Source organism: Bradyrhizobium genomosp. III (assembly GCF_000261705.1).
GTDB classification, from domain to species: Bacteria; Pseudomonadota; Alphaproteobacteria; order Rhizobiales; family Xanthobacteraceae; genus Bradyrhizobium; species Bradyrhizobium ottawaense.
In genome coordinates, this window is sequence record NZ_AJQF01000064.1 from 1 (window position 1) to 20670 (window position 20670).

At 65.3% G+C, this 20670-nt stretch carries 19 protein-coding genes; 7 read left to right on the plus strand and 12 right to left on the minus strand.

Annotation, left to right across the window (positions count from 1 at the left end; all coding sequences use genetic code 11):
• The 5 genes from IC66_RS42485 to cnbZ form a co-directional block, all read left to right on the plus strand.
• Positions 1 to 274 (plus strand): efflux RND transporter permease subunit (locus IC66_RS42485; RefSeq protein ID WP_157158023.1); only part of this gene is annotated, 274 nt, incomplete at its 5' end.
• Positions 275 to 424: 150 nt separating this feature from the next.
• A complete protein-coding gene (locus IC66_RS0106300) occupies positions 425 to 3007 on the plus strand; it encodes a sensor histidine kinase (protein WP_038947043.1) in 2583 nt (860 codons plus the stop codon).
• The gene (locus IC66_RS0106305; RefSeq protein WP_018315558.1) at positions 3004 to 3393 is read left to right on the plus strand and encodes a response regulator; all 390 of its coding nucleotides are present in this window, start codon (positions 3004 to 3006) and stop codon (positions 3391 to 3393) included. Before IC66_RS0106300 ends, IC66_RS0106305 begins: the two co-directional genes overlap by 4 nt.
• Positions 3390 to 4640 (plus strand): adenylate/guanylate cyclase domain-containing protein, encoded by a 1251-nt coding sequence (locus IC66_RS0106310; protein ID WP_038947045.1) that lies wholly within the window; start codon positions 3390 to 3392, stop codon positions 4638 to 4640. Before IC66_RS0106305 ends, IC66_RS0106310 begins: the two co-directional genes overlap by 4 nt.
• Positions 4641 to 4649: 9 nt before the next feature.
• Positions 4650 to 5396, plus strand: coding sequence for a 2-amino-5-chloromuconate deaminase CnbZ (gene cnbZ / locus IC66_RS0106315; protein ID WP_038947046.1), 747 nt, complete (start codon positions 4650 to 4652; stop codon positions 5394 to 5396).
• Here the strand turns inward: cnbZ and IC66_RS0106320 are convergent.
• From IC66_RS0106320 to IC66_RS0106375, 12 genes are all read right to left on the minus strand, one after another.
• Complete coding sequence (locus tag IC66_RS0106320) at positions 5393 to 6277, minus strand: ABC transporter permease (protein WP_038947047.1); 885 nt, start codon at positions 6275 to 6277, stop codon at positions 5393 to 5395. The two genes, cnbZ and IC66_RS0106320, sit on opposite strands and share 4 nt — an antisense overlap.
• A gap of 3 nt (positions 6278 to 6280) precedes the next feature.
• The gene (locus tag IC66_RS0106325) at positions 6281 to 7222 is read right to left on the minus strand and encodes an ABC transporter permease (RefSeq protein WP_028143444.1); all 942 of its coding nucleotides are present in this window, start codon (positions 7220 to 7222) and stop codon (positions 6281 to 6283) included.
• Between the two features lie 10 nt (positions 7223 to 7232).
• Positions 7233 to 8741 (minus strand): ABC transporter substrate-binding protein, encoded by a 1509-nt coding sequence (locus IC66_RS0106330; protein ID WP_038947049.1) that lies wholly within the window; start codon positions 8739 to 8741, stop codon positions 7233 to 7235.
• A gap of 22 nt (positions 8742 to 8763) precedes the next feature.
• Positions 8764 to 9873 carry an ABC transporter ATP-binding protein gene (locus IC66_RS0106335; RefSeq protein WP_038947050.1) on the minus strand — a complete coding sequence of 370 codons (1110 nt, stop codon included), beginning with the start codon at positions 9871 to 9873 and terminating at the stop codon, positions 8764 to 8766.
• A gap of 175 nt (positions 9874 to 10048) precedes the next feature.
• Positions 10049 to 11038 (minus strand): ABC transporter ATP-binding protein, encoded by a 990-nt coding sequence (locus IC66_RS0106340; RefSeq protein WP_028143441.1) that lies wholly within the window; start codon positions 11036 to 11038, stop codon positions 10049 to 10051.
• The gene (locus tag IC66_RS0106345; RefSeq protein WP_038947051.1) at positions 11035 to 11745 is read right to left on the minus strand and encodes a DUF1028 domain-containing protein; all 711 of its coding nucleotides are present in this window, start codon (positions 11743 to 11745) and stop codon (positions 11035 to 11037) included. The genes IC66_RS0106340 and IC66_RS0106345 overlap by 4 nt, the downstream gene beginning before the upstream one ends.
• Before the next feature lie 9 nt (positions 11746 to 11754).
• Positions 11755 to 13560 carry a gamma-glutamyltransferase family protein gene (locus IC66_RS0106350; RefSeq protein WP_038947052.1) on the minus strand — a complete coding sequence of 602 codons (1806 nt, stop codon included), beginning with the start codon at positions 13558 to 13560 and terminating at the stop codon, positions 11755 to 11757.
• A gap of 81 nt (positions 13561 to 13641) precedes the next feature.
• Positions 13642 to 14631 carry an ABC transporter ATP-binding protein gene (locus tag IC66_RS0106355; RefSeq protein WP_028143438.1) on the minus strand — a complete coding sequence of 330 codons (990 nt, stop codon included), beginning with the start codon at positions 14629 to 14631 and terminating at the stop codon, positions 13642 to 13644.
• Positions 14628 to 15614: an ABC transporter ATP-binding protein gene (locus tag IC66_RS0106360; protein WP_028143437.1), complete on the minus strand. Its 987-nt coding sequence runs from the start codon at positions 15612 to 15614 to the stop codon at positions 14628 to 14630. The genes IC66_RS0106355 and IC66_RS0106360 overlap by 4 nt, the downstream gene beginning before the upstream one ends.
• 28 nt (positions 15615 to 15642) lie before the next feature.
• Positions 15643 to 16614 (minus strand): ABC transporter permease, encoded by a 972-nt coding sequence (locus tag IC66_RS0106365; protein ID WP_028143436.1) that lies wholly within the window; start codon positions 16612 to 16614, stop codon positions 15643 to 15645.
• 9 nt (positions 16615 to 16623) lie between these two features.
• Positions 16624 to 17604, minus strand: a complete 981-nt coding sequence (locus IC66_RS0106370) for an ABC transporter permease (protein ID WP_026201522.1) — start codon at positions 17602 to 17604, stop codon at positions 16624 to 16626.
• 104 nt (positions 17605 to 17708) lie between these two features.
• The gene (locus IC66_RS0106375; protein ID WP_038947053.1) at positions 17709 to 19304 is read right to left on the minus strand and encodes an ABC transporter substrate-binding protein; all 1596 of its coding nucleotides are present in this window, start codon (positions 19302 to 19304) and stop codon (positions 17709 to 17711) included.
• Positions 19305 to 19609: 305 nt separating this feature from the next.
• Here IC66_RS0106375 and IC66_RS0106380 point away from each other — a divergent pair, with 305 nt between their 5' ends.
• Both IC66_RS0106380 and IC66_RS0106385 read left to right on the plus strand, forming a co-directional pair.
• Positions 19610 to 19867, plus strand: a complete 258-nt coding sequence (locus IC66_RS0106380; protein ID WP_028135213.1) for a DUF6489 family protein — start codon at positions 19610 to 19612, stop codon at positions 19865 to 19867.
• Positions 19867 to 20667 carry an esterase/lipase family protein gene (locus IC66_RS0106385; protein ID WP_038947054.1) on the plus strand — a complete coding sequence of 267 codons (801 nt, stop codon included), beginning with the start codon at positions 19867 to 19869 and terminating at the stop codon, positions 20665 to 20667. The genes IC66_RS0106380 and IC66_RS0106385 overlap by 1 nt, the downstream gene beginning before the upstream one ends.
• Positions 20668 to 20670 lie beyond the last annotated feature (3 nt).

Genomic DNA, 20670 nt, shown 5'->3' on the forward strand with positions numbered 1-20670 from the left:
CCGCATCCGCCTGCGGCCGATCCTGATGACGACGGCCGCGATGGTGACCGGCCTGATCCCGCTCCTGACCGCAACCGGCGCGGGGGCGGCCAGCCGCTTCTCGATCGGCCTGGTCGTCGTCGCCGGCATGTCGATCGGCACGCTGTTCACGCTGTTCGTGCTGCCCGCGGTCTACGTGGTGCTGGCGACCGACCATCGCGCGGCGGCCGATTCCGAGCGGAACAAGCAGGTCAACGAGCTCGACCTCGGCTCCAAGGCCCTGCGGCCGACCTGAAGCCGCTGGCTCGCAAGCGATCCAGAGGGCGGCAGCGGCGGGTCCGCTGCCGCCCTTTTTCGTTGCGCCCGGGCGCCGGTTTCGATGGGCGAGGGCCTTATCCCGCGCTTGCGAAAGACAAGGTCCCGTCTTCTTGCTAGGTTTCGGGTGATGAGCCTTTCCCTCCATCCCGACACCCCGCAAGCCAGGACGCTGCCGAGCGTGGCCTCGGATGGCGTCGCTGCCGGCGGGGGAACGGGACGAGGGATCAGGACCCGGCTGTTCACCAAATATGTCGCGCTGTTCGTGGCTGTCGTCGCCATCGCGCTGCTGGCCAACGGTCTGTTCGAGGTCTTCTTCTATTATCGCGAGCACAAGGCTTCGCTGATCCGGGTCCAGCATGAGCAGGCCGAGGCGGCCGCGGCCAAGATCGGCCAGTTCGTCAAGGAGATCGAGAGCCAGCTCGGCTGGACCACGCAACTGCCCTGGTCGGCGGGCTCGATCGAGCAGCGTCGGTTCGACGCGCTGCGGCTGTTGCGCCAGGTGCCCGGGATTACCGAGCTTGCCCAGGTGGACTCGACCGGCAAGGAACGGTTGCGTGTCTCGCGGCTGGCGATGGACGCGATCGAGAGCGGGATCGACCTATCCAACGATCCGAAGTTCACCGAGGCGGTCGCGCACAAGGTCTATTACGGCCCGGTCTATTTCCGCCGGGAGTCCGAGCCCTACATGACGCTGGCCCTGGCCGGCGCGCGCAGGGATGCCGGTGTCAGCATTGCCGAGGTCAATCTCAAGCTGATCTGGGACGTGGTCTCGCAGATCAAGGTCGGCCAGCACGGGCACGCCTATGTCGTCGGTCCGGAAGGGCGCCTGATCGCGCATCCCGATATCAGTCTCGTGCTGCGCAACACCGACATGTCCGGCCTCGCGCAGGTGCGCGCCGCCCAGGCTGCCGGCGGCACCATGCCGAACGCGCTCGAGGAAGCGCGCAACATCCAGGGACAGAAGGTCTTGACCGCATCGGCGCCGATCGAGCCGTTGCACTGGACCATGTTCGTCGAGCTGCCGGTCGAGGAGGCCTATGCATCGCTCTACGCCTCGCTGCAGCGGCTTGCGATCGTGCTGCTCGCGGCGTCGATCTTCGCGGTGCTTGCGGGGATATTTTTGGCGCGCCGCATGGTCGGGCCGATCCAGGCGCTGCGCAGCGGCGCGGAAAGGATCGGCGGTGGCGACTTCTCCCAGCGCATCTCGATCCGGACGGGCGACGAGCTCGAAGGGCTCGCCGACCAGTTCAACGACATGGGCGGGCGCTTGCAGGAATCCTATGCCGATCTCGAAAACAAGGTCGAACGGCGAACAGCGGAATTGAGCGAGTCTCTCCAGCAGCAGACGGCGACCGCCGACGTGCTGAAGGTCATCAGCCGCTCGGCGTTCGATCTGCAAACCGTGCTGAATACGCTCGTCGGATCGGCCGCCCGCTTGTGTGACGCCGACGAGGGAACGATCTTTCGACCGCGCGATGGCGCTTTCTATTTGGCGGCAAGCTGCGGCCTCGATGCGGAGCAGGAAAGCAAGCTTCGGACCTTTGCTTCTTTACCAGAACGGGGAAGTGTGGTCGGGCGTACGCTGCTCGAAGCCAAGACGGTTCACGTCCCCGATGTGCAGGCCGATCCGGACTATGCACCCTCATCCGCGCGAAGGCGGTCCAATGTGCGTACGATGCTCGGTGTCCCCCTGCTTCGAGAAGGATCGCCAATCGGCGTGTTCGTCTTGACGCGACATATGGTGCGTCCCTTCAGCGAGAAGCAAATCGAACTCGCCACGACCTTTGCAGACCAAGCCCTTATCGCGATCGAAAATGTTCGATTGTTCGAGGAGGTTCAGGAACGCACGACAGAGTTGTCGCGATCCCTCGACGACCTGCGCGCCGCCCAGGATCGCCTGATCCAGACCGAGAAGCTTGCCTCGCTCGGTCAGCTCACCGCCGGCATCGCCCACGAGATCAAGAATCCGCTCAACTTCGTCAACAATTTCTCCGCGGTCTCCACCGAGCTGATCGACGAGCTCAAGGAGGCCCTGCAATCGGCTGCGCTCGACGGCAAGACCAGGGAGGAGGTCGACGAGCTGACTGGCATGCTCAGGAGCAATCTCGAGAAGGTGGTGCAGCACGGCAAGCGTGCCGATTCCATCGTCAGGAACATGCTGCTGCATTCGCGCGAAGGTTCCGGCGAGCATCGGGCCGTCGACATCAATGCGGTCGTGGAGGAGAGCCTCAATCTCGCCTATCACGGCGCGCGGGCCGAACGTCCCTCCTTCAACGTCACGCTTCAGCGCACGTTCGATCCCGCTGCCGGTATGGTCGAGATCTATCCGCAGGAGATCACGCGCGTCTTCCTCAACCTGATCTCGAACGGCTTCTATGCCACGGCCAAACGCAAGGAGAGCGCGGGTGAGGCCTTCGAGCCGACCTTGAGCGCGGCAACCAAGGACCTCGGCGACAGGGTCGAGATCCGGATCCGTGACAATGGCACCGGAATTCCGCCCGAGGTGAAGGAGAAGATGTTCAACCCCTTCTTCACCACCAAGCCGGTCGGCGAGGGCACCGGGCTCGGCCTGTCCATGAGCCACGATATCGTCGTGAAGCAGCACGGCGGCACCATCGACGTGAACACCATGCAAGGTGTATTCACCGAGTTCATCATCACCCTGCCGCGTACGATGGCGGCGGAGGGCACTTCCGGAGGCAAGTCGTGAACGTTTACATCCTGGTCGTCGATGACGAGCCCGACGTCGAGGCGCTATTCCGGCAGCAATTCCGGCGCGAGCTGCGCGCCGGCCGCTTCCAGATGGAGTTCGCCTCCTCCGCGCCCGATGCGCTCAAGCGGGCCGCCGAGGTTCGCGATCCCTCGCTGATCCTGATCCTGTCCGACATCAACATGCCCGGCATGAGCGGGCTCGACATGCTGCCGAAGGTGCGTGCCGCGCATCCGGACGTTCCCGTCATCATGATCACGGCCTATGGCGACGCCGAGACGCGGCGAAAGGCGATCGAGCGCGGCGCCGTCGGGCTCCTCACCAAGCCAATCGACTTTGCCTTGCTGCGGCAGGAGATCGACACGAGGCTCGAGCAAGCCGCATGAGCGCGACCATCCTCTTCGTCGACGACGAGCCGGATCTCGAGGCGCTGGTCCTGCAAAAATTTCGCAGGCAGATCCGCGACGGACAGGTCGTCATCATATTCGCTCGCGACGGTCTCGAGGCGCTGGCCTCGCTCGAGCAGAATCCGCAGGTCGACATGGTGGTCTCCGATATCAACATGCCCAGGATGGACGGGCTATCGCTGCTCGCGAAACTCCAGGAGGCCGAGGACAAGAAATCGACCATCATCGTCTCGGCCTATGGCGACATGAGCAATATCCGCACCGCCATGAACCGCGGCGCGTTCGACTTCCTGACCAAGCCGATCGACTTCGCCGATCTGGAGGCCACGATCGAGAAGACCATCCGCCATATCGAGATGCTGCGCGAGGTTCGGCGGCGCCAGATGGAAGCCGAGCGCGCCCACGCCGCGCTGTCGCGCCATTTCTCGCCCGAGCTCGCCAAGCGTCTGGCCGCCAGCGGCGACGGAGAGGGGATCGAAGTTCAGTGGCGCGATGTCGCCACCATCTTCACCGATATTACCGGCTTCACCTCGTTGGTCGAGAGCGCGCCGCCCGAGACGTTGGGCAAGCTGCTCAACGAGTATGTCGGCGGCATGACCGAAATCGTCTTCGTCCATGAGGGCACGGTCGCAAAGATCATCGGCGATGCGATCCAGGTGCTCTTCAATGCGCCCGGCGATCAGCCGGATTATGCCACGCGTGCGGTCGCCTGCGCCCATGAGCTCGACGCCTGGGCGCAGGACTTTCGCGCGCGCCAGAGCGCCATGGGTGTGACCTTCGGTGCCACCCGCATCGGCATTCACGCCGGTCCCGCGCTGGTCGGCAATTTCGGCGGCAATCGCTTCTTCGACTACACCGCCTATGGGGACTCCATCAACATTGCGGCGCGGCTGGAGGCCGCCAACAAGCATCTGGGCACCCGCATTTGCGTCAGCGCCAGCGTCGCCGAGGCGGCCGAGAATTTTCAAGGCCGCCCCGTGGGGGAGCTGATGCTGCGCGGACGCAGCGAGCCGTTGCGCGCCTTCGAGCCGCTGCCACCGGGCAAGTTCGAAGCGCCGGAAACGGCACTGTATTCGGAGGCTTTCGCCAAGATGGAGGCCGGCGATGCCGCGGCCATGCCGGCCTTTGCCGCGCTGGTCGGCATGCACGCCGACGATTCCCTGGCCGGCTTTCACCTGAAGCGCTTGCTCAACGGCGCCAAGGGCATTCGCATGCAACTGGAATAGGGGTTCGACATGATGCGTGACTTCTCTGCCGGCAATTACCGTTTCATTCCGTCCGTGTTCCAGTATTCGGCGGGCGCCGCCGCGGATGACGGCTACGAAATCGAACGCGTCCGCTTCGACCGTGTGGTCCCGCTCGCGGAAGGGTTTGCGCTGGCGGCGAAATTCATCCAGGAGGCCGGGCGGCCGTTGACGGCATTCTGTGCCTGCGAGCTGCGTTCACCGGCAGCCTTCAGCGAAGAGGGCTTTCGCGCGTTCAACCTGCACTATGTGAAGACGCTGTCCGAATGGGGCATCTTCGACGGCACCACCAATCCGGTGGCGCGCAGCAATGTCTGTCCCGAGATCGATCCGCCGTCCGAGCCGTCGTTCTATGCGTTCTCGTTCACGCGTCCGACCCGCTCGAAAGCGCCGTCCTTCGTGATATCAGGCGGCGCCGAGGCACGCGAGGGCAGCGGCACCTATGTCGAGCGCACCGTGCGCTATCGCGACCTCAGCCCTGAGGGGCTGCGGGAGAAGGTGCGCTTCACCACGACGTCGCAGATGGAAAACCGGATGGTGGCTTTCGGCTTCGGCTGGAACGACACCACTGCGGTGCAGGCATATTCAGTGCACGATTTCCACCATACGCTCGTCGACGAACTGGTCCGCCGCGGCGCGTTGCGCTCCGGCCTGACCTGGCATTTCGCCCGCCCGCCGGTGGTCGATCTCGAATACGAGATGGATTGCCGCCGCGTGATGCGGGAAGCGGTGATCTAGCGCTGCCGCGGGTCGAGCGCGTCGCGCAGGCCGTCGCCGAGCAGGTTCAGCGACAGCACCACGAGGAAGATCGCAAGCCCCGGCCAGATCGCCATCCACGGCGCCTGGGTCAGGAAGCGCTGCGCGGCGTTGAGCATGCTGCCCCAGGACGGCGCCGGCGGCTGCTGGCCGAGGCCGAGGAACGACAGCGCGGCTTCGGCGATGATGGCGGCGGCAATCGACAGTGTCGCCTGCACCAGCAGCGCGGGCAGGATGTTCGGCAGGATATGCGAGAGCGCGATCCGCCATGGCGGATTGCCGAGCGCGCGCGCGGCCTCGACATAGTCCTCGGCCTTGACGACGAGCACCTGGCCGCGGGTCAGGCGGATGAAGATCGGCGTTGCGGAGATGCCGATCGCGATCATGGCATTGCCGAGGCTCGGCCCGAGGAACGCCGCCAGCGCGATCGCCAGGATCAGGAACGGGCAGGCCAGCATCGCATCCGTGATCCGGCTGATCAGCGCATCGACGAAGCCACCGCGATAGCCAGCGACGAGACCGAGCGGCACGCCGATGCCGAGCGCGATCGCCACCGAGATGAGGCCCGCGAGCAGCGAGGCGCGCGCGCCGTAGACGATCCGGCTGAAGATGTCGCGGCCGAGCTCATCGGTGCCGAACCAGTGCGCCGAGGTGGGCGGCTTGCGCACCAGGCTCCAGCTCGTCGCGATGGGATCATAGGGCACGATCAGTGGGGCCAGCACGGCGAGCACGATGAACATCGTGAGCACGACGAGCCCGAATATCGCCGCCTTGCGCTTGAACAGCCGCCGGCGCGCGCGGCGGGCCGGGCTATCCAGCTCGTCGGCTTGCTTGAGAGGGCCGGGCAGCGCGGCGTCGGTCATGCTCTAGCCTCGCAGCCGTGGATTGACGAGGATATAGGCGATGTCGGCAACGAGATTCAGCGTGATGTAGATCGTGGCCGTCACCAGCACGACGCCTTGCACGACGGCGTAGTCGCGGTTGAAGACGGCGTCCACGATCAGCTTGCCGAAGCCGGGGATGGAGAAGATCTGCTCGGTCAGGACTGCGCCGGACAACAGCGTCCCGAGCTCGAGCGCGCCGAGCGTGATGACGGGCGTCAGCGCGTTGCGCATGGCGTGCTTCAGGATCACCGAGCGCTCCAGGAGTCCCTTGGCCCGGGCGGTGCGGACGTAGTCGCTTTCCAGCACCTGCAGCATGGCGCTGCGGGTATGCCGCATCAGGACCGCGGCAATGGCATTGCCGAGCACGAAAGCCGGCATGATGGTGGCGGCCAGGCTCGCGCGCCAGTTCTCGGTGAGCGGCACGTAGCCGGACGCCGGCAGCCAGCCGAGCTCGATCGAGAACAGGAAAATCAGCATGATCCCGAGCCAGAAGTTCGGCGTCGAGATGCCCCACAGCGCAAACAGGTTCGCGCCGTAGTCCCAGGCCGAGCCCTTCTTCACGGCCGCGACGATGCCGGCGGGGATGCCGATCAGGAACGCGATCACGATCGCCATGCCGCCGAGCTGCAACGTCACCGGCAGCTTCTGCGCGATCAGCTCGCGCACCGGCATCTTGTTGCGCAGCGACTCGCCGAAATCGCCCGAGAGCACGCCCTTGATCCAGTAGGCGTACTGCACCGGGACCGGCTGATCGAGCCGGTACTGATGACGGATCTGCTCGATCACGGCGGGATCGCGCTCTTCGCCCGCCATCACCAGCGCGGGATCGCCCGGCAGCAATTGCTGCAGCGAGAAGATCAGCACCGAGACGAAGAACAGCGTCGGCACGATCTGCGCAAGGCGGCGGGCGAGGAAGTTCAGCATTCTCGCGGCGTCACTTCAGCTTGAGTCCGATGACACGCACGAGGCCGTCGGGCATCTGCTTGTAGCCTTCGAGCTTGGTCGTGTGCGCGATGATGATGCGGCGGTGGTAGAGGTACAGCAGCGGCTCTTCGTCCTGGACCAGCTTGGCCAGGGCCTCATAGCTGGCCTTGCGCTTGGCGGGATCGGTGACCGATCTCGCGTCTTCCAGTGCCTTGTCGGCCTGCGGGTTGTTCCACGCGCCGTAATTCTGCGGCGCGCCGCTGTGCAGGAACACGAAGCTGTTGCCGTCGGGATCGACGCGCCCGCTCCAGGCGAGCATATAGGCCTGGTAGTCGCCGGCCTCGGCCTGCTTCAGCCCGGTCGCGAATTCGGTGAGGCGGATCTTCATGTCGAACCCAGCCTCGGCCGCCATCGACTGGATCACCTGCGCCGGCGTCTCGGTCTCCGCGCCCTTGGGCACCAGGAAATCGACGCTGACCGGCGGTGTCGCGCCGGCTTCCTTCAGCAGCGCCTTGGCCTTCTCGACATTGCGGGGACGGACCGGAAGGGATTTCTGATAGTAGGGATGATCAGGGTTGACCCATTGATTGCCGACCTGAAACTCGCCGTTGAATACGACCTGGTTGATGGCGTCGCGGTCGATCGCAAGGTCGAGCGCCTGCCGCACCTTTGCGGATTGGCTGAGCGGCCCCTTGGCCTTGTCCTTGCCGATGTTGAGCGTGATGCCCTGATAGCCGAGCTCGATGGCGGTCGCGACTTTCAGCCGTGAATCCGCGCGGACTTCCTTCAGGTCGGTGGCAAGCACGCGCTCGATCAAATCGAGGCCGCCGGATTTCAAGTTCGCAAGCCGCACCGTGGCATCGACGATCGGCTGGAACACGATCTTGTCGATGAAGACGTTGTCCTTGTTCCAATAGTCCGCGAACTTTTCGAACACGATGCGGTCCTGCTGCACGCGCTCGACGAATTTATACGGGCCGGCGCAGACCGGGCGCAGGCCGAATTTGTCGCCGGCCTCTTTCGCCGCCTTAGGCGACACCATCATCCCGGCGCGGTCGGTGAGCTGAGCGAGCAGCGGCGAGAACGGTGACTTCAGCACCAGCTTGACCGTGAGGGGATCGACGACTTCGATGTGATCGACCGAGGCGAGCTCGGGTTTGCGGAAGGATCCGGGGAACGTCAGATGCCGTTCCAGCGAGAACTTGGCGGCTTCCGCGTCGAACGGTTCGCCGTCGTGGAATTTCACGCCGGGCCGCAGCTTGATGACCAGCGCCTTGCCGTCGTCGGCGGTTTCGCTCGACAGCGCGAGCTGCGGCACGATGTTGAGCTTCTCGTCGATGTCGAACAGCTTGTCGCAGAAGGCGGAGAACACGATGCGGCCGACATAGGTGCGCGCCATCGTGGGATCGAGGATGTCAGGGTCCTCGGCGAGGCCGATGCGCAGCGTGGTCTGGGCCTGCGCGGCTCCAAGCGACAGCAGGACGGCGGCGGCCGTTGCGGCCAGGCGAAACATCTTCATCGGACAGTCCCCATTGCTTCGGCTATGTCGTTGTGGGCGCGGTGCCTTGTATACCAACCCCGGCGGTGGCAGCGCCTTCCGTCTTTTGGCTGAAGGCGGCGACCAATTTTGCAAGCGCCGGCGAAAACCCGCCGGCTGCCGGCAATATGGCGTCGGCAGACGGCAGTTCCGCCGTGCGGTGGCAGGCGGCGGCGTGGCCCGTGCCGTCAGCTAGAAGTGCCGGCGCCTCGTTGCGGCAGAGCTCGATCACGAACGGGCAGCGGGTGTGGAAGCGGCAGCCAGAAGGCGGGTTGAGCGCGCTCGGGATCTCGCCCTCGAGCAGGACGGTCGCGCGCTTCACCTTCGGCTGCGGCAGCGGGATCGCGGACAACAGCGCCCGGCTATAGGGGTGGCGCGGCGAGGCGAACAGCGCGTCCGCCTCCGCCGTCTCGACGATCTGGCCGAGATTCATCACCGCGACGTGGTCGGCGATGTGCTTGACCACGGCGAGGTCGTGCGAGACGAAAATATAGGCGAGGCCGAGCCGGTCCTGGAGCTCGCGCAGCAGATTGAGGATCTGCGAGCGGATCGAGACGTCCAGCGCCGAGACCGGCTCGTCGCAGATGATCAGCTTCGGCTCGACCGCGAGCGCGCGAGCAATGGCGATGCGCTGGCGCTGGCCGCCGGAGAATTCGTGCGGATAGCGCCGCGCCAGCCTCGGCTCCAGCCCGACCAGCCGCAGCAGCTCCGCGACGCGCGCACGCCGCTCTGCCGGCGGCACGAGATCGTGCAGTGCCAGCGGTTCGGTCAGGATCTGGCCGACCGTCATGCGCGGATTGAGCGAGGCGTAGGGGTCCTGGAAGATGATCTGGGCCTCGCGGCGGAAGGCGCGGAGCGCATAGGGATCGAGCGAGAGGAGATCGCGGCCGTCGAACCGGATCGTGCCCGCATCCGGCTCGATCAGCCGCAGCACCAGGCGGCTGACGGTGGATTTGCCGCAACCGGATTCGCCGACCAGGGCCAGCGTCTTGCCGGCCTCGAGCGAGAAGCTGACGCCATCGACCGCCTTGACATGCGCCAGTGCCCGGCCGAACAGCGAGCGCTCGGCGACGAAATGCTTGACCAGGCCTGTAACCTCGAGCAGAGCGGTCATCGTTCGTGATCCCGACGAAACTCAGTCTCGTGTCCCGGGCGCGGCGCAACGCGAAGTGTTGCGACGCTGAACCGGGAGCCAGTCTGCCGCCACATGGGCCCCGGTTCAGCAGCGCACCACCGCGCTGCGCTTGTGCTGCGCTGCCCCCGGGGAACGGGAAGAGAGAACGAGGCCATCACGACACCAAGCGTTCGAGCGGCGCGCGGATGCAGCGCGAGAGGTGGCCGGGGCTGACTTCGATCAGTGGTGGCGGCGCCGTGGTGCAGGCGTCCAGCACGAACGGGCAGCGCGCGGCGAAGCGGCAGCCTGCCGGCGGCTGCGCCATGTTCGGCACCATTCCTTCGATCGTCGCAAGCTGTTCGGCCCGGTGGTCGAGCCGCGGGATCGAGCCGAGTAGGCCGACGGTGTAGGGGTGCTGCGGCGCCGAGAACAATTCGTCCACCGGCGCGCGCTCGACGATCTCGCCGGCATACATCACCGCGACCTCGTCGCAGACCTCGGCGACCACGCCGAGATCGTGCGTGATCAGGATGATCGCGGCGCCGCTTGCCGCTTTCAACTCCCGCATCAGCTCCAGGATTTGCGCCTGCAAGGTGACATCGAGCGCAGTGGTCGGCTCATCGGCGATCAGCAGGCGCGGGTCGCAGGCCAGCGCCATCGCGATCATCACGCGCTGGCGCATGCCGCCGGAGAGCTTGTGCGGATATTCGTCGACGCGCCGCTCGGGCGAGGGGATGTGGACCCGGCGCAGCAGCTCGATCGCCCGCTCGCGCGCGCTTTTCCGCGAGCCGCCGCGGTGGCGCAAAATGGTCTCGATGATCTGGTCGCCGATGGTGAAGCTCGGATTGAGCGAGGTCATCGGCTCCTGGAAGATCATCGCGAGCCGGTTGCCGCGCAGATTGCGCAGGGTCTGGTCCGGCGTCTGCAGGAGGTCGAGGCCGTCGAAGCGGATCGCGCCCGATATCTCCGCGCTTTGTTTCGGCAGCAGGCCCATGATCGCCAGCGAGGTCACGCTCTTGCCGCAGCCGGATTCGCCGACGAGGCCGAGGGTCGCGCCGTTGGCGACACTGAGGTCGACACTGTCGACCGCGTGGGTGATGCGGCCGTCGTCGCCGTGGAAGCGGATGCGGAGGTCCCTGATCTCGATGAGAGGGCTCGCGCTCATGATTGCCTTGCACGCGCTGCTTGGATGCTGGCGTCGACGACGCCGCGGTCGGTGTTGCCGGCCGGGTTCCGTCGCGTCGGCATGGAATCGCGAAAATGCACCCAGAGCTCGTGGCTGACGTGTTCGAGACGTTCGAGCTCGCCGAGCGGGTCGGGATGGTCGTCGGCGCGAATGTCCAGCGCCGGCCATTCCTCCTCGCCGTGAATCAACAGCGCGGCGGACTGCTTGCCGCGCTTGTCGCCGCCGGCGGCTTCCCCGGCGCGCATCGCGGCGAGCAGGCGGCGCGGGAAGGGCAGGCTGTCATTGGCGATATAGGTCTTTGCGGTCTCGTCGAGCACGTCGGCGCCGGCCAGCATGTTGCCGGCGATGGAAAAGCCGCTGCCTGCGACGTGCCCGCACCAGTCGACGCAGTCGCGCCCGGTATGTGCGGCGATCTCGCCGCTCGCATCCATGATGTGGATCTGACGGCTCTCGCGGCCATCGTCGGTCGCGAGTAGCGCGGCCAGCACGTCGCGCGCATTGAGGCCTTCCCGCAACAGCTTGACGCCGTCGATGCCGTAATAGGGATTGACGAAGGCCTGCGTCGCGATGGCGCCGACGCCGGCGGCAATATACGGCACGCGTGCGCCGACGGCGAAAAAACGTGTCGCAACAGCGATGCCGAACTGGCCGGTGAAAGGGTCTCGCGCGATGATCGACCAGGTCATGTGCTGCCTTCAGCGTCCCGCGGCGTAACCTTGCATGCCGCGCGGATTGGCGGCGGCGCGCCGGCGCCGACCCACGCGCGAGGCTGCGGTGAGCCGGCCTTCGGACCAGTCGGGACCGACTTCCACGATATGCCCGCGCTCACGAAGGTTCTCGATCGTCGCCTTGGGTACGCGATTTTCCACCACGAGCACGCCGGGGCGCGCGGTACGCGGCCAGAACGAGATCGGGAAATGCTCGGAATGCCAGGCCGGCGCGTCGATCGCTTCCTGGAGATTGAGATTGCAATGGACGTGGCGTAGGAAGAATTGGGTGATCCACTGGTCCTGCTGGTCGCCGCCGGGCGAACCCCAGGCGAGGTAAGGCTCGCCGTCGCGCAGCGCCATGGTCGGCGACAGCGTTGTGCGCGGCCGCTTGCCCGGTGCGAGCGAACCGGGTTGGTTCTCCTCCAAATCGAACATCTGGGCGCGGCTGCCGAGACAGAAGCCGAGCTCGGGAATGATGGGCGAGGATTGCAGCCAGCCGCCCGACGGCGTCGAGGACACCATGTTGCCGTCCCGGTCGATGATGTCGAAATGCACGGTGTCGCCGCGCACCTCGCCGAAGCGCCCCACGGTTGGTTCACCGGCGCCGAGCGCGCCAACGGCCTCGCGCTGGCCTTCAGCGCGGCGCAGCTTGACGACGCCGCCAAAGCCTTCAATCGCGCCGGGCCGGAGATCGAGCGAGGCCTTCTCGGTAATCAGCTTACGACGTTCGTCGTTATAGGCGTCCGATAGCAGCGTCGTAATCGGGATCTCGCTGAACTTGGGATCGCCGTAGAATTTCTCGCGGTCGGCAAAGGCGAGTTTTGCGCATTCGATCTGGAGATGGATGAACTCAGGCCCGGTCGGGTCGAGCCCGTCGAGGGCAAAGCCCTTCAGCAGTGCGAGCTGTTGCAGCGTCACCGGACCCTGGCTCCAGACGCCGGCCTTGCAGACGGTGTAGCGGCCATAGTCGTAGGTGAGCGGCGCCTCGACCGTCGGCTGCCAGCGCGCCATGTCGTCGGCGGAAAGCACGCCGCGATGCGGCGAGCCGCTGACGTCCATCACCTCCTGGGTGCGGCAGAATTTGTCGATGGCTTCCGCGACGAAGCCTTGCGACCAGGCTTTGCGCGCGCGCTCGATCTCGGCGTCGCGGCCACCGCCGCCGCTCTCGGCTTCGCTGAGAATCCGTGCGTAGGTCGCGGCCAGCGTCTCGTTGGTAAAGAGTGTGCCGGGCTTCGGCACCTCGGCGTTGGGGAGATAGACCGCGGCGGAGGTCGGCCAGTGCTTGCGGAATAATTGCTCGACGGTCTGGATCGTGGCGCAGGCGCGCTCGACCAGCGGATAGCCGTCGCGGGCATAGGCGATCGCGGGTTCCAGCACGTCGCGCACGCGCATCGTGCCGTAATCGCGCAGCAACATCATCCAGGATTCGAAGGTGCCGGGGACGCAGGCCGCGAGCAGGCCGGTGCCCGGCACCATGTCGAGGCCTTCGCTCTTGTAATGCGCGATGGTGGCGCGTGCCGGTGCCGGGCCCTGGCCGCAGATCACCTCGGTGCGGCCGCGCTTCACGTCGTGCACGATGATGGGGACATCGCCGCCGGGGCCGTTCAGATGCGGCTCGACCACCTGGAGCGTGAAGGCGGTGGCAACGCCGGCGTCGAAGGCGTTGCCGCCCTTCTCCAGGATGGCCATGCCGACTGCGGTCGCGATCCAGTGCGTGGTGGCGACGACCCCGAACGTGCCCTCGATCTCGGGGCGGGTCGTGAACGGATCGGGATTGACGATGCTGGCCATGGATTACCTCATTTGCGGCGCGCGCAATTGATCACAGGCGATGCCGCGCCGCCAATGCGCTGCCGGCATGGCACGCGCGCGTCACGCCGGGACCGGCGCGGTGTTGACGGCGTGGCAGGCGACGCCGTCGATTAGTTCCGGCGTTTCCTTGCGGCAGAGATCGAACGCCAGCGGGCAGCGCGGATTGAAGGCGCAGCCGGGCGGCGGATTGATCGGGTTCGGGATCTCGCCCTTCACCGGAATGCGCTGGCGGCCGCTCATGGCAAGATCAGGCACGGCGCCCAGCAGCATCTTGGTGTAGGGCATGCGGGGACGTGCGAACAACTCCTTGCCTTCAGCGATCTCGACGATGCGGCCGAGATACATCACGCCGACGCGGCTCGCCATGTGGCGGACCACGGCGAGGTTGTGGCTGATGAACATGTAGGTCAGGCCGAACTTGTCCTGGAGGTCGCGCATCAGGTTCAGGATCTGCGCCTGCACCGAGACGTCGAGCGCCGAAGTCGGCTCGTCGCAGACGATGAACTCGGCGTCCGATGCGAGCGCCCGGGCGATCGCGATGCGCTGGCGCTGGCCGCCGGAGAACTCGTGCGGAAACTTCAGCCGGTCGTCGGGATGCAGGCCGACCAGGCTGAGCAGCTCGCCGACGCGGGCCTGGATGTCGCGCTCGCCCTGGATCAGGTCGAAGGCGCGGATCGGCTCGGAGATGATGGCATCGACGCGAAAGCGCGGGTTCAGGCTCGCATAGGGGTCCTGGAAGATCATCTGGATGCGGCGGCGCAGCTTCCTGCGCGCCGGCGCCTGCCGCGGATCCGTCATCGAGACGCCGTCGATCAAGACATCGCCGGAGCTCGGCGGCAGCAGTCCCACGACCATCCGCGCCACCGTGGTCTTGCCCGAGCCGGACTCGCCGACCAGCGCAAACGTCTCGCCCTTCCTGATGTCGAAGGTGACGTGATCGACCGCCTTGAGATATTCGAGATGCCCGCCTTCGAGCATGCGGTTGAGCCAGGGTTTCGAGACGTCGAACACCCGGCGCAGATTTGTGGCCTGGACGAAGGAAGCGCTCATGCCGCGCTCTCCGCCGGCACGCTGTCATAGAGATGGCAGGCGACCGATTGCGCACCGCGCGGCAGCGGCTCCGGTCGATCAACACGACAGCGGTCGAACGCGAAGGCGCAGCGCGGGTTGAACGAGCAGCCGCGCGGGATCGCCGACAGCCGCGGCATCGAGCCGGGAATCTGCATGAGACGCTTGTCGTCGCCGGCCAGCGTCGGGATCGCGCCCATCAAGCCCTTGGCATAGGGATGCAGCGGGTTTCTGACGACATCCTGCACCGGACCGATCTCGGCGACACGGCCGGCATACATCACGGCGACCCGGTCGGAGGTCTCCGCGATCACGCCCATGTCGTGCGTCACCAGCATCACGGCGGTGCCGTGGTCGCGTCCGAGCCGCTTGATCAGCGAGATGATCTGCGCCTGCACGGAGACGTCGAGCGCGGTGGTCGGCTCGTCCGCGATGATCAGCTCGGGCTCGGCGCAGATCGCCAGCGCAATCACGACGCGCTGGCGCATGCCGCCGGAGAATTCGTGCGGGTAGCCGTCGATGCGCTTTTCCGGCGCGGGAATGCCGACCTCGGCAAGCAGGTCGATGGCGCGGCGGCGGGCGGCCGTCTCGGACAGGTTCAGGTGGGTTCGGATCGTCTCGATGATCTGGTCACCGACCCGGTAGAGTGGATTGAGCGAGGTGAGGGGGTCCTGGAAGATCATGCCGATCCGTTTGCCACGGATGCGGCGCATCTCCTCCGGCGGCAAATTGTCGATGCGCAGGCCGGCCAGGCGAACCTCGCCGCCCGCGATCCGGCCGGGCGGGTCGATCAGGCCGATCACGGCGAGGCCGGTCACAGATTTTCCGGCGCCGGATTCGCCGACCACGCCCAGCACCTCGCCCTTGGCGATGTCGAAGGAGACGCCGTCGATGGCGCGCAGCGTGCCGCGGCGGGAGGCGAACTCCACCTGAAGGTTGCGAACGGAGAGGATGGGCTCGGTCATGGGTGAGGCGCTCTTATCGAAGTTTTGCTCATCGGAGCTTCGGGTTGAGCGCGTCGCGCAGCCAGTCGCCGAGCAGGTTGATCGACAGGATCAGTCCGGCCAGCGCGAGGCCGGGGAAAGCGACGATCCACCATTCGCCCGCGAACAGATAATTGTTGCCGATGCGGATCAGCGTGCCCAGCGAGGGCATGGTGTCGGGCAGGCCGACGCCGAGGAAGGACAGCGTTGCCTCGGTGATGATGGCCAGTGCGAGGTTGATGGTGGCGATGACCAGGATCGGGCCCATCGTGTTCGGCAGCACGTGCCGCAGCATGATCTTTGGCGCGGGCAGGCCGATCAGCTGCGCGGCGGCCACGTAGTCCTTGTTCTTCTCGACCATCACGGAGCCGCGTACCGTCCTTGCATACCCGACCCAGAAACTGAGGCCGATCGAGATCACCAGCACCACCAACATGCTGGTGGCATCCAGACGGTTGCCGAGGATCGATTTCGCGATGCCATTGACCAGCAGCGCGATCAGAATGGCGGGAAAGGTCAGTTGCACGTCGGCGATCCGCATGATCACGCCATCGACCGCGCCGCCGAAATAGCCGGCGATCAGGCCGAGCGCGATACCGAGCGCGCCGGCGAAGATCACGCCGGCCACGCCGACGGCGAGCGAGATGCGCATCCCGTAGAGGATGGCGGAGAACACGTCGCGGCCCTGCTCGTCGGTGCCGAGCAGGAACGGGCTTTGGCCGTCGGCGGTCCAGAGCGGCGAGATGCGCGAGTTCATCAACTGGAGCTGCGCCGGATCGAACGGGTTCTGCACCGCGAGCGCCGATGCAAAGATCGCGAGCAGGAAGAGCAGCACGGTAATGGCCGCCGCCACCATGGTCAGCTTGGAGCGGCGGAACGAGTAGAAGATGTCGCTGTCGAGGGCGCGGCTGAGCCAGCTGCGACCGGCATGCGCGGGCGGCGCGCTCTGCTTATCGGAATTGGAGGCGACGGCGTCGGACATGCAGGGGCCTTATGTAGCGCGGCCGACGGTCGCGCGCAGGCGCGGATCGACTACGGTGTAGAGAATGTCGACCACCAGGTTGATGGTGACGAAGATCAGGGAGACCATCAGCAGATAGGCCGCCATGATCGGGATATCGACGTTTTGCACGGCCTGCACGAACAGCAGTCCCATGCCCGGCCATTGGAACACGGTTTCGGTGATGATCGAAAATGCAATAACCGAGCCAAACTGAAGGCCGGCCACGGTGATGACGGGAATGAGCGTGTTCTTCAGCGCGTGGCCGAAATGAATGGCGCGGGTGGTCAGCCCGCGGGCGCGGGCGAAACGAATATAGTCGGTTCGCAGCACTTCCAGCATCTCCGCGCGCACCAGCCGCATGATCAGGGTCATCTGGAACAGGCCGAGCGTGATCGAGGGCATGATCAATGCCTTCAATCCCGACAGCGTGAGCAGACCCGTGCTCCACCAGCCGAGCTTGACCACCTCGCCGCGGCCGAACGAGGGCAACCAGCCCAATGTCACCGCGAACAGATAGATCAGGAGAATGCCGATCAGGAAAGTCGGCAATGAGATGCCGATCAGCGAAACCGCCTGGAATAATTTGGCCAGCACGGTGTCGCGCCTCAGCGCCGAATAGACGCCCATCAGAATGCCGAACACCATTGCAAACACGGTGGCGCAGATCGCAAGTTCCAGCGTGGCCGGCATGCGTTCCATCAGCAGGGTCGAGACCGGCTGGCGGAACTGGTAGGAGACGCCGAACTTGAATTGCGCGGCGTCGGCGAAATAACGCACGAACTGCACCGGCACGGGATCGTCGAGGCCGAGCGACTTGCGCACGGCTTCGCGTTCGGCCGCCGATGTGTCGATCGAGACGATCTGATTGACGGGGTCGCCGGCGAAACGGAACATCGAGAAGGCGATGATGCCGACGGCGAACATGACGCCGATGGCCTGAACGGCGCGGCGAAGAGTGAAAGCGAGCATGCCTTCCACTATCCTTGGGTGTGCGTGCGGTCGACGTCTTTGTCAGCCGGAAAAGGAAAGGTCCCGGATGCCTGACGCCGCCGGGACCTCGTGTTCAACTGGTGCTATTCCTTCTTGGTCGCCCAATGGAACATGACCAGATTGTCGGCGCGCTGCGGCAGGTTGACCTTCTTCGACACGCCCCAGGCCAGCGCCTGCTGGTGCAGCGGGATGTAGGACCAGTCCTTGTTGCCGATTTCGTAGGCCTGCTTGATCAGCTGGTTGCGCTTGGCAGTATCGGTTTCGACCAGCACCTTGTCGGTGATGGCGTCGAACTCCTTGTTGCAGTAGCCGCCGAGATTGGCCTCGCCGCGTGAGGATTTCGCGTCGTCGCGGCAGCCCATGATGTCATAGAGCACGTTGTGGGAGTCCATCGTGCTCGGCGTCCAGCCCAGGAGGTAGAACGAGGTCTGGTAGCCGCCCTGCTTCAACACCTTGGCGAAGTACTGCGCTTTCGGCTGCGCCAGCAGGTTGATCTTGACGCCGATGCGGGCAAGCATGCCGACGACGGCCTGGCAGATCGCGGCGTCGTTGACGTAACGGTCGTTCGGACAATCCATCGTGACCTCGAAGCCATCGGGATAGCCGGCTTCGGTCAGGAGCTTCTTGGCTCCATCGGGGTCGAATTTCGGCCGCGTGAACTCCTTGGACAGCACGAACAACTCCGGAGCGATCATCAGCGCCGATGGTGTCGACAGCTCGCGCATCACGCGCTTCTTGATCAGCTCGATGTCGATCGCCTTGTAGAAGGCTTCGCGGACGCGGACGTCCTTGAACGGGTTCTTGCCCTTGATGTTGGAGTAGAGCAGCTCATCGCGCATCTGATCGAAGCCGATGAAGATGGTGCGCAGCTCCGGCCCTTTCAGCACCTGGGCGTTGGGGCTGGAATCGACGCGGGAGATGTCCTGGATCGGCACCGGCTCGATGACGTCGACTTCGCCCGAGAGCAGCGCAGCGACGCGGGTTGCGTCTGAAGCGATCGGGGTGAAGACGATCTCCTTCAGGTTACCCTCGACCTTGCCCCAGTAGTTGGGGTTGGCCTTGAAAACCGTCTTCACGCCGGGCTGATGGCTTTCGATGGTGAACGGACCGGTGCCGTTCTCGTGGAGCGAGGCGTAGCTCGGCGTGGTCGCCGCCACCGGCGTCGGATCGACGACGTTGTTCTCCTCGGCCCATTTCTTGTCCATGATGTACCAGACATCCCACGAGTTATGCAGGATGGGATTGGGCGATGGCAAGACGAAGTCGACGGTGTAGTCGTCGACCTTGACGACCTTGACGTCGGGCGCAAGGCGGGTCTGCATATTGGACCCCTTCTTGCGGACGCGATCGGCGGAGAACACGACGTCGTCGGCGGTGAAGGGATCGCCGTTATGGAATTTCACGCCCTTGCGCAAATGGAAGCGCCAGCGGGTCGGCTCCGGAGTTTCCCAGCTTTCCGCCAGCGCCGGAATGATCTTGAGGTCCTTGTCGCGCGCGGTGAGGCCTTGATAGACGTGACCGAGATGGGCGTGGGTGGTGCTTTCGTTCAGCGTATAGGGATCAAGGGATTTCAGGTCACCCTGGTTGGCATAACGCAGCGTCTGGCTCGACGCCGGCGCGACCGTCAACGCAAGCGTACCGGCGAGCGTCGCCGCAAACAGACTTCGACCGACTGACATTCTTGACCCTCTCCACTCTGCCGTGCCGATGATTTTTGATTGTTCGGCAGGGCTGATTGATCCATGTTGCCCAGAGTTCTCGACCGGTGCAAGCGCCATTCCAGCAAGGAACGCGCCAAGTTGCACCGCTGTGCAGCAATGCTGACCGTGCCGCCTGGCATGGGGGACCGCGTCTTTCGACTTTGGTTGACTATATCGGCCGATTGCGGGACGCGGCATGTCGCGCCTGCATCAGGCCGCTTGCGTCGCACCACAACTCGCGGCGATACTGCCGGCAGGCCGCTCGAATCTCATCCGGAGGGGACATGAAAGTTAATATCGAAATCGACTGCACCCCCCTCGAGGCCCGCCAGTTCTTCGGTTTGCCTGACGTGGGACCGATGCAGACGGCGGTGATGGACAAGCTGCAGCAGCAGGTGCTCAGCAACATCGAGAAGGTCTCGCCGGAATCGCTGATCCAGAGCTGGTTCACCTTCGATCCCAAGATCGCGGAGCGGTTTCAGGACATGTTCGTCACGATGGCGGGCCTCGGCGGCACGCGCAGCAGCGACAAGAAGAAATAATGCCGTCCGGGCCAGACGGGCGGCAGGCCCCGGGCGGGCTTCGTCCGCCGGGCCTCGCCCTGCTGCTTGCAGAAGCGCGCGGCCTGTTCGAGTTCAATGCAAGCCTGTTGCTGTCGCCGATCCTGATGCGAGCGCCGAGGGGCGATGGCCATCCGGTGCTGGCGCTGCCGGGCTTTCTCGCCAGCGACCTCTCGATGGCCCCGATGCGGCGCTATCTCAGCGAGCTCGGCTATGAGGCACAGGCTTGGCGGATGGGCCGTAATCTCGGCGGCCTCGGGCGGATTCGGGAGTCGCTGCGCGCCCGTCTTGCCGAAATCCATGCTGCGAGCGGACGCAAGGTCAGCCTAGTCGGATGGAGCCTCGGCGGCGTCTATGCCCGCGATCTCGCGCTCCAGGCGCCCGACATGGTTCGCTATGTCATCACGCTCGGCAGCCCGTTTGCCAATGACGTGCGGGCGACCAACGCGACGCGGCTCTACGAAGCGCTGTCCGGCGAACGGGTCGAGGATCTTGCTGAGGCGCGCGAGGCGATCGCCGGCGATCTGCCGGTGCCGGCGACGTCGATCTATTCGCGGGCCGACGGCGTCGTGAACTGGCGGACCTGCCTGCTCCGTCCCTCCGACCGTGCCGAGAACATCGAAGTGCTCCTGGCGAGCCATATCGGGCTCGGGGTGAACCCCGCGGCGCTATGGGCCGTGGCGGACCGGCTGGCGCAACCGGAAGGGGAATTCTCGCCATTTGACCGGGCCGGGCCGTTTGCCATTGCATATGCCCCGCCGGAACAGGCAATATCGGCCTGACGA

Bases quoted from the DNA above. Each gene is read 5' to 3' on its own strand.
- IC66_RS0106340 (WP_028143441.1), bottom strand. From the start codon at position 11,038: ATGAGCGCGAGCCCTCTCATCGAGATCAGGGACCTCCGCATCCGCTTC.
- IC66_RS0106355 (WP_028143438.1), bottom strand. From the start codon at position 14,631: ATGAGCGCTTCCTTCGTCCAGGCCACAAATCTGCGCCGGGTGTTCGAC.
- IC66_RS0106320 (WP_038947047.1), bottom strand. From the start codon at position 6,277: ATGACCGACGCCGCGCTGCCCGGCCCTCTCAAGCAAGCCGACGAGCTG.
- IC66_RS0106385 (WP_038947054.1), top strand. From the start codon at position 19,867: ATGCCGTCCGGGCCAGACGGGCGGCAGGCCCCGGGCGGGCTTCGTCCG.
- IC66_RS0106375 (WP_038947053.1), bottom strand. From the start codon at position 19,304: ATGTCAGTCGGTCGAAGTCTGTTTGCGGCGACGCTCGCCGGTACGCTT.
- IC66_RS0106335 (WP_038947050.1), bottom strand. From the start codon at position 9,873: ATGACCGCTCTGCTCGAGGTTACAGGCCTGGTCAAGCATTTCGTCGCC.
- cnbZ (WP_038947046.1), top strand. From the start codon at position 4,650: ATGATGCGTGACTTCTCTGCCGGCAATTACCGTTTCATTCCGTCCGTG.
- IC66_RS0106300 (WP_038947043.1), top strand. From the start codon at position 425: ATGAGCCTTTCCCTCCATCCCGACACCCCGCAAGCCAGGACGCTGCCG.
- IC66_RS0106325 (WP_028143444.1), bottom strand. From the start codon at position 7,222: ATGCTGAACTTCCTCGCCCGCCGCCTTGCGCAGATCGTGCCGACGCTG.
- IC66_RS0106350 (WP_038947052.1), bottom strand. From the start codon at position 13,560: ATGGCCAGCATCGTCAATCCCGATCCGTTCACGACCCGCCCCGAGATC.
- IC66_RS0106345 (WP_038947051.1), bottom strand. From the start codon at position 11,745: ATGACCTGGTCGATCATCGCGCGAGACCCTTTCACCGGCCAGTTCGGC.
- IC66_RS0106330 (WP_038947049.1), bottom strand. From the start codon at position 8,741: ATGAAGATGTTTCGCCTGGCCGCAACGGCCGCCGCCGTCCTGCTGTCG.
- IC66_RS0106360 (WP_028143437.1), bottom strand. From the start codon at position 15,614: ATGACCGAGCCCATCCTCTCCGTTCGCAACCTTCAGGTGGAGTTCGCC.
- IC66_RS0106380 (WP_028135213.1), top strand. From the start codon at position 19,610: ATGAAAGTTAATATCGAAATCGACTGCACCCCCCTCGAGGCCCGCCAG.
- IC66_RS0106365 (WP_028143436.1), bottom strand. From the start codon at position 16,614: ATGTCCGACGCCGTCGCCTCCAATTCCGATAAGCAGAGCGCGCCGCCC.
- IC66_RS0106370 (WP_026201522.1), bottom strand. From the start codon at position 17,604: ATGCTCGCTTTCACTCTTCGCCGCGCCGTTCAGGCCATCGGCGTCATG.
- IC66_RS0106310 (WP_038947045.1), top strand. From the start codon at position 3,390: ATGAGCGCGACCATCCTCTTCGTCGACGACGAGCCGGATCTCGAGGCG.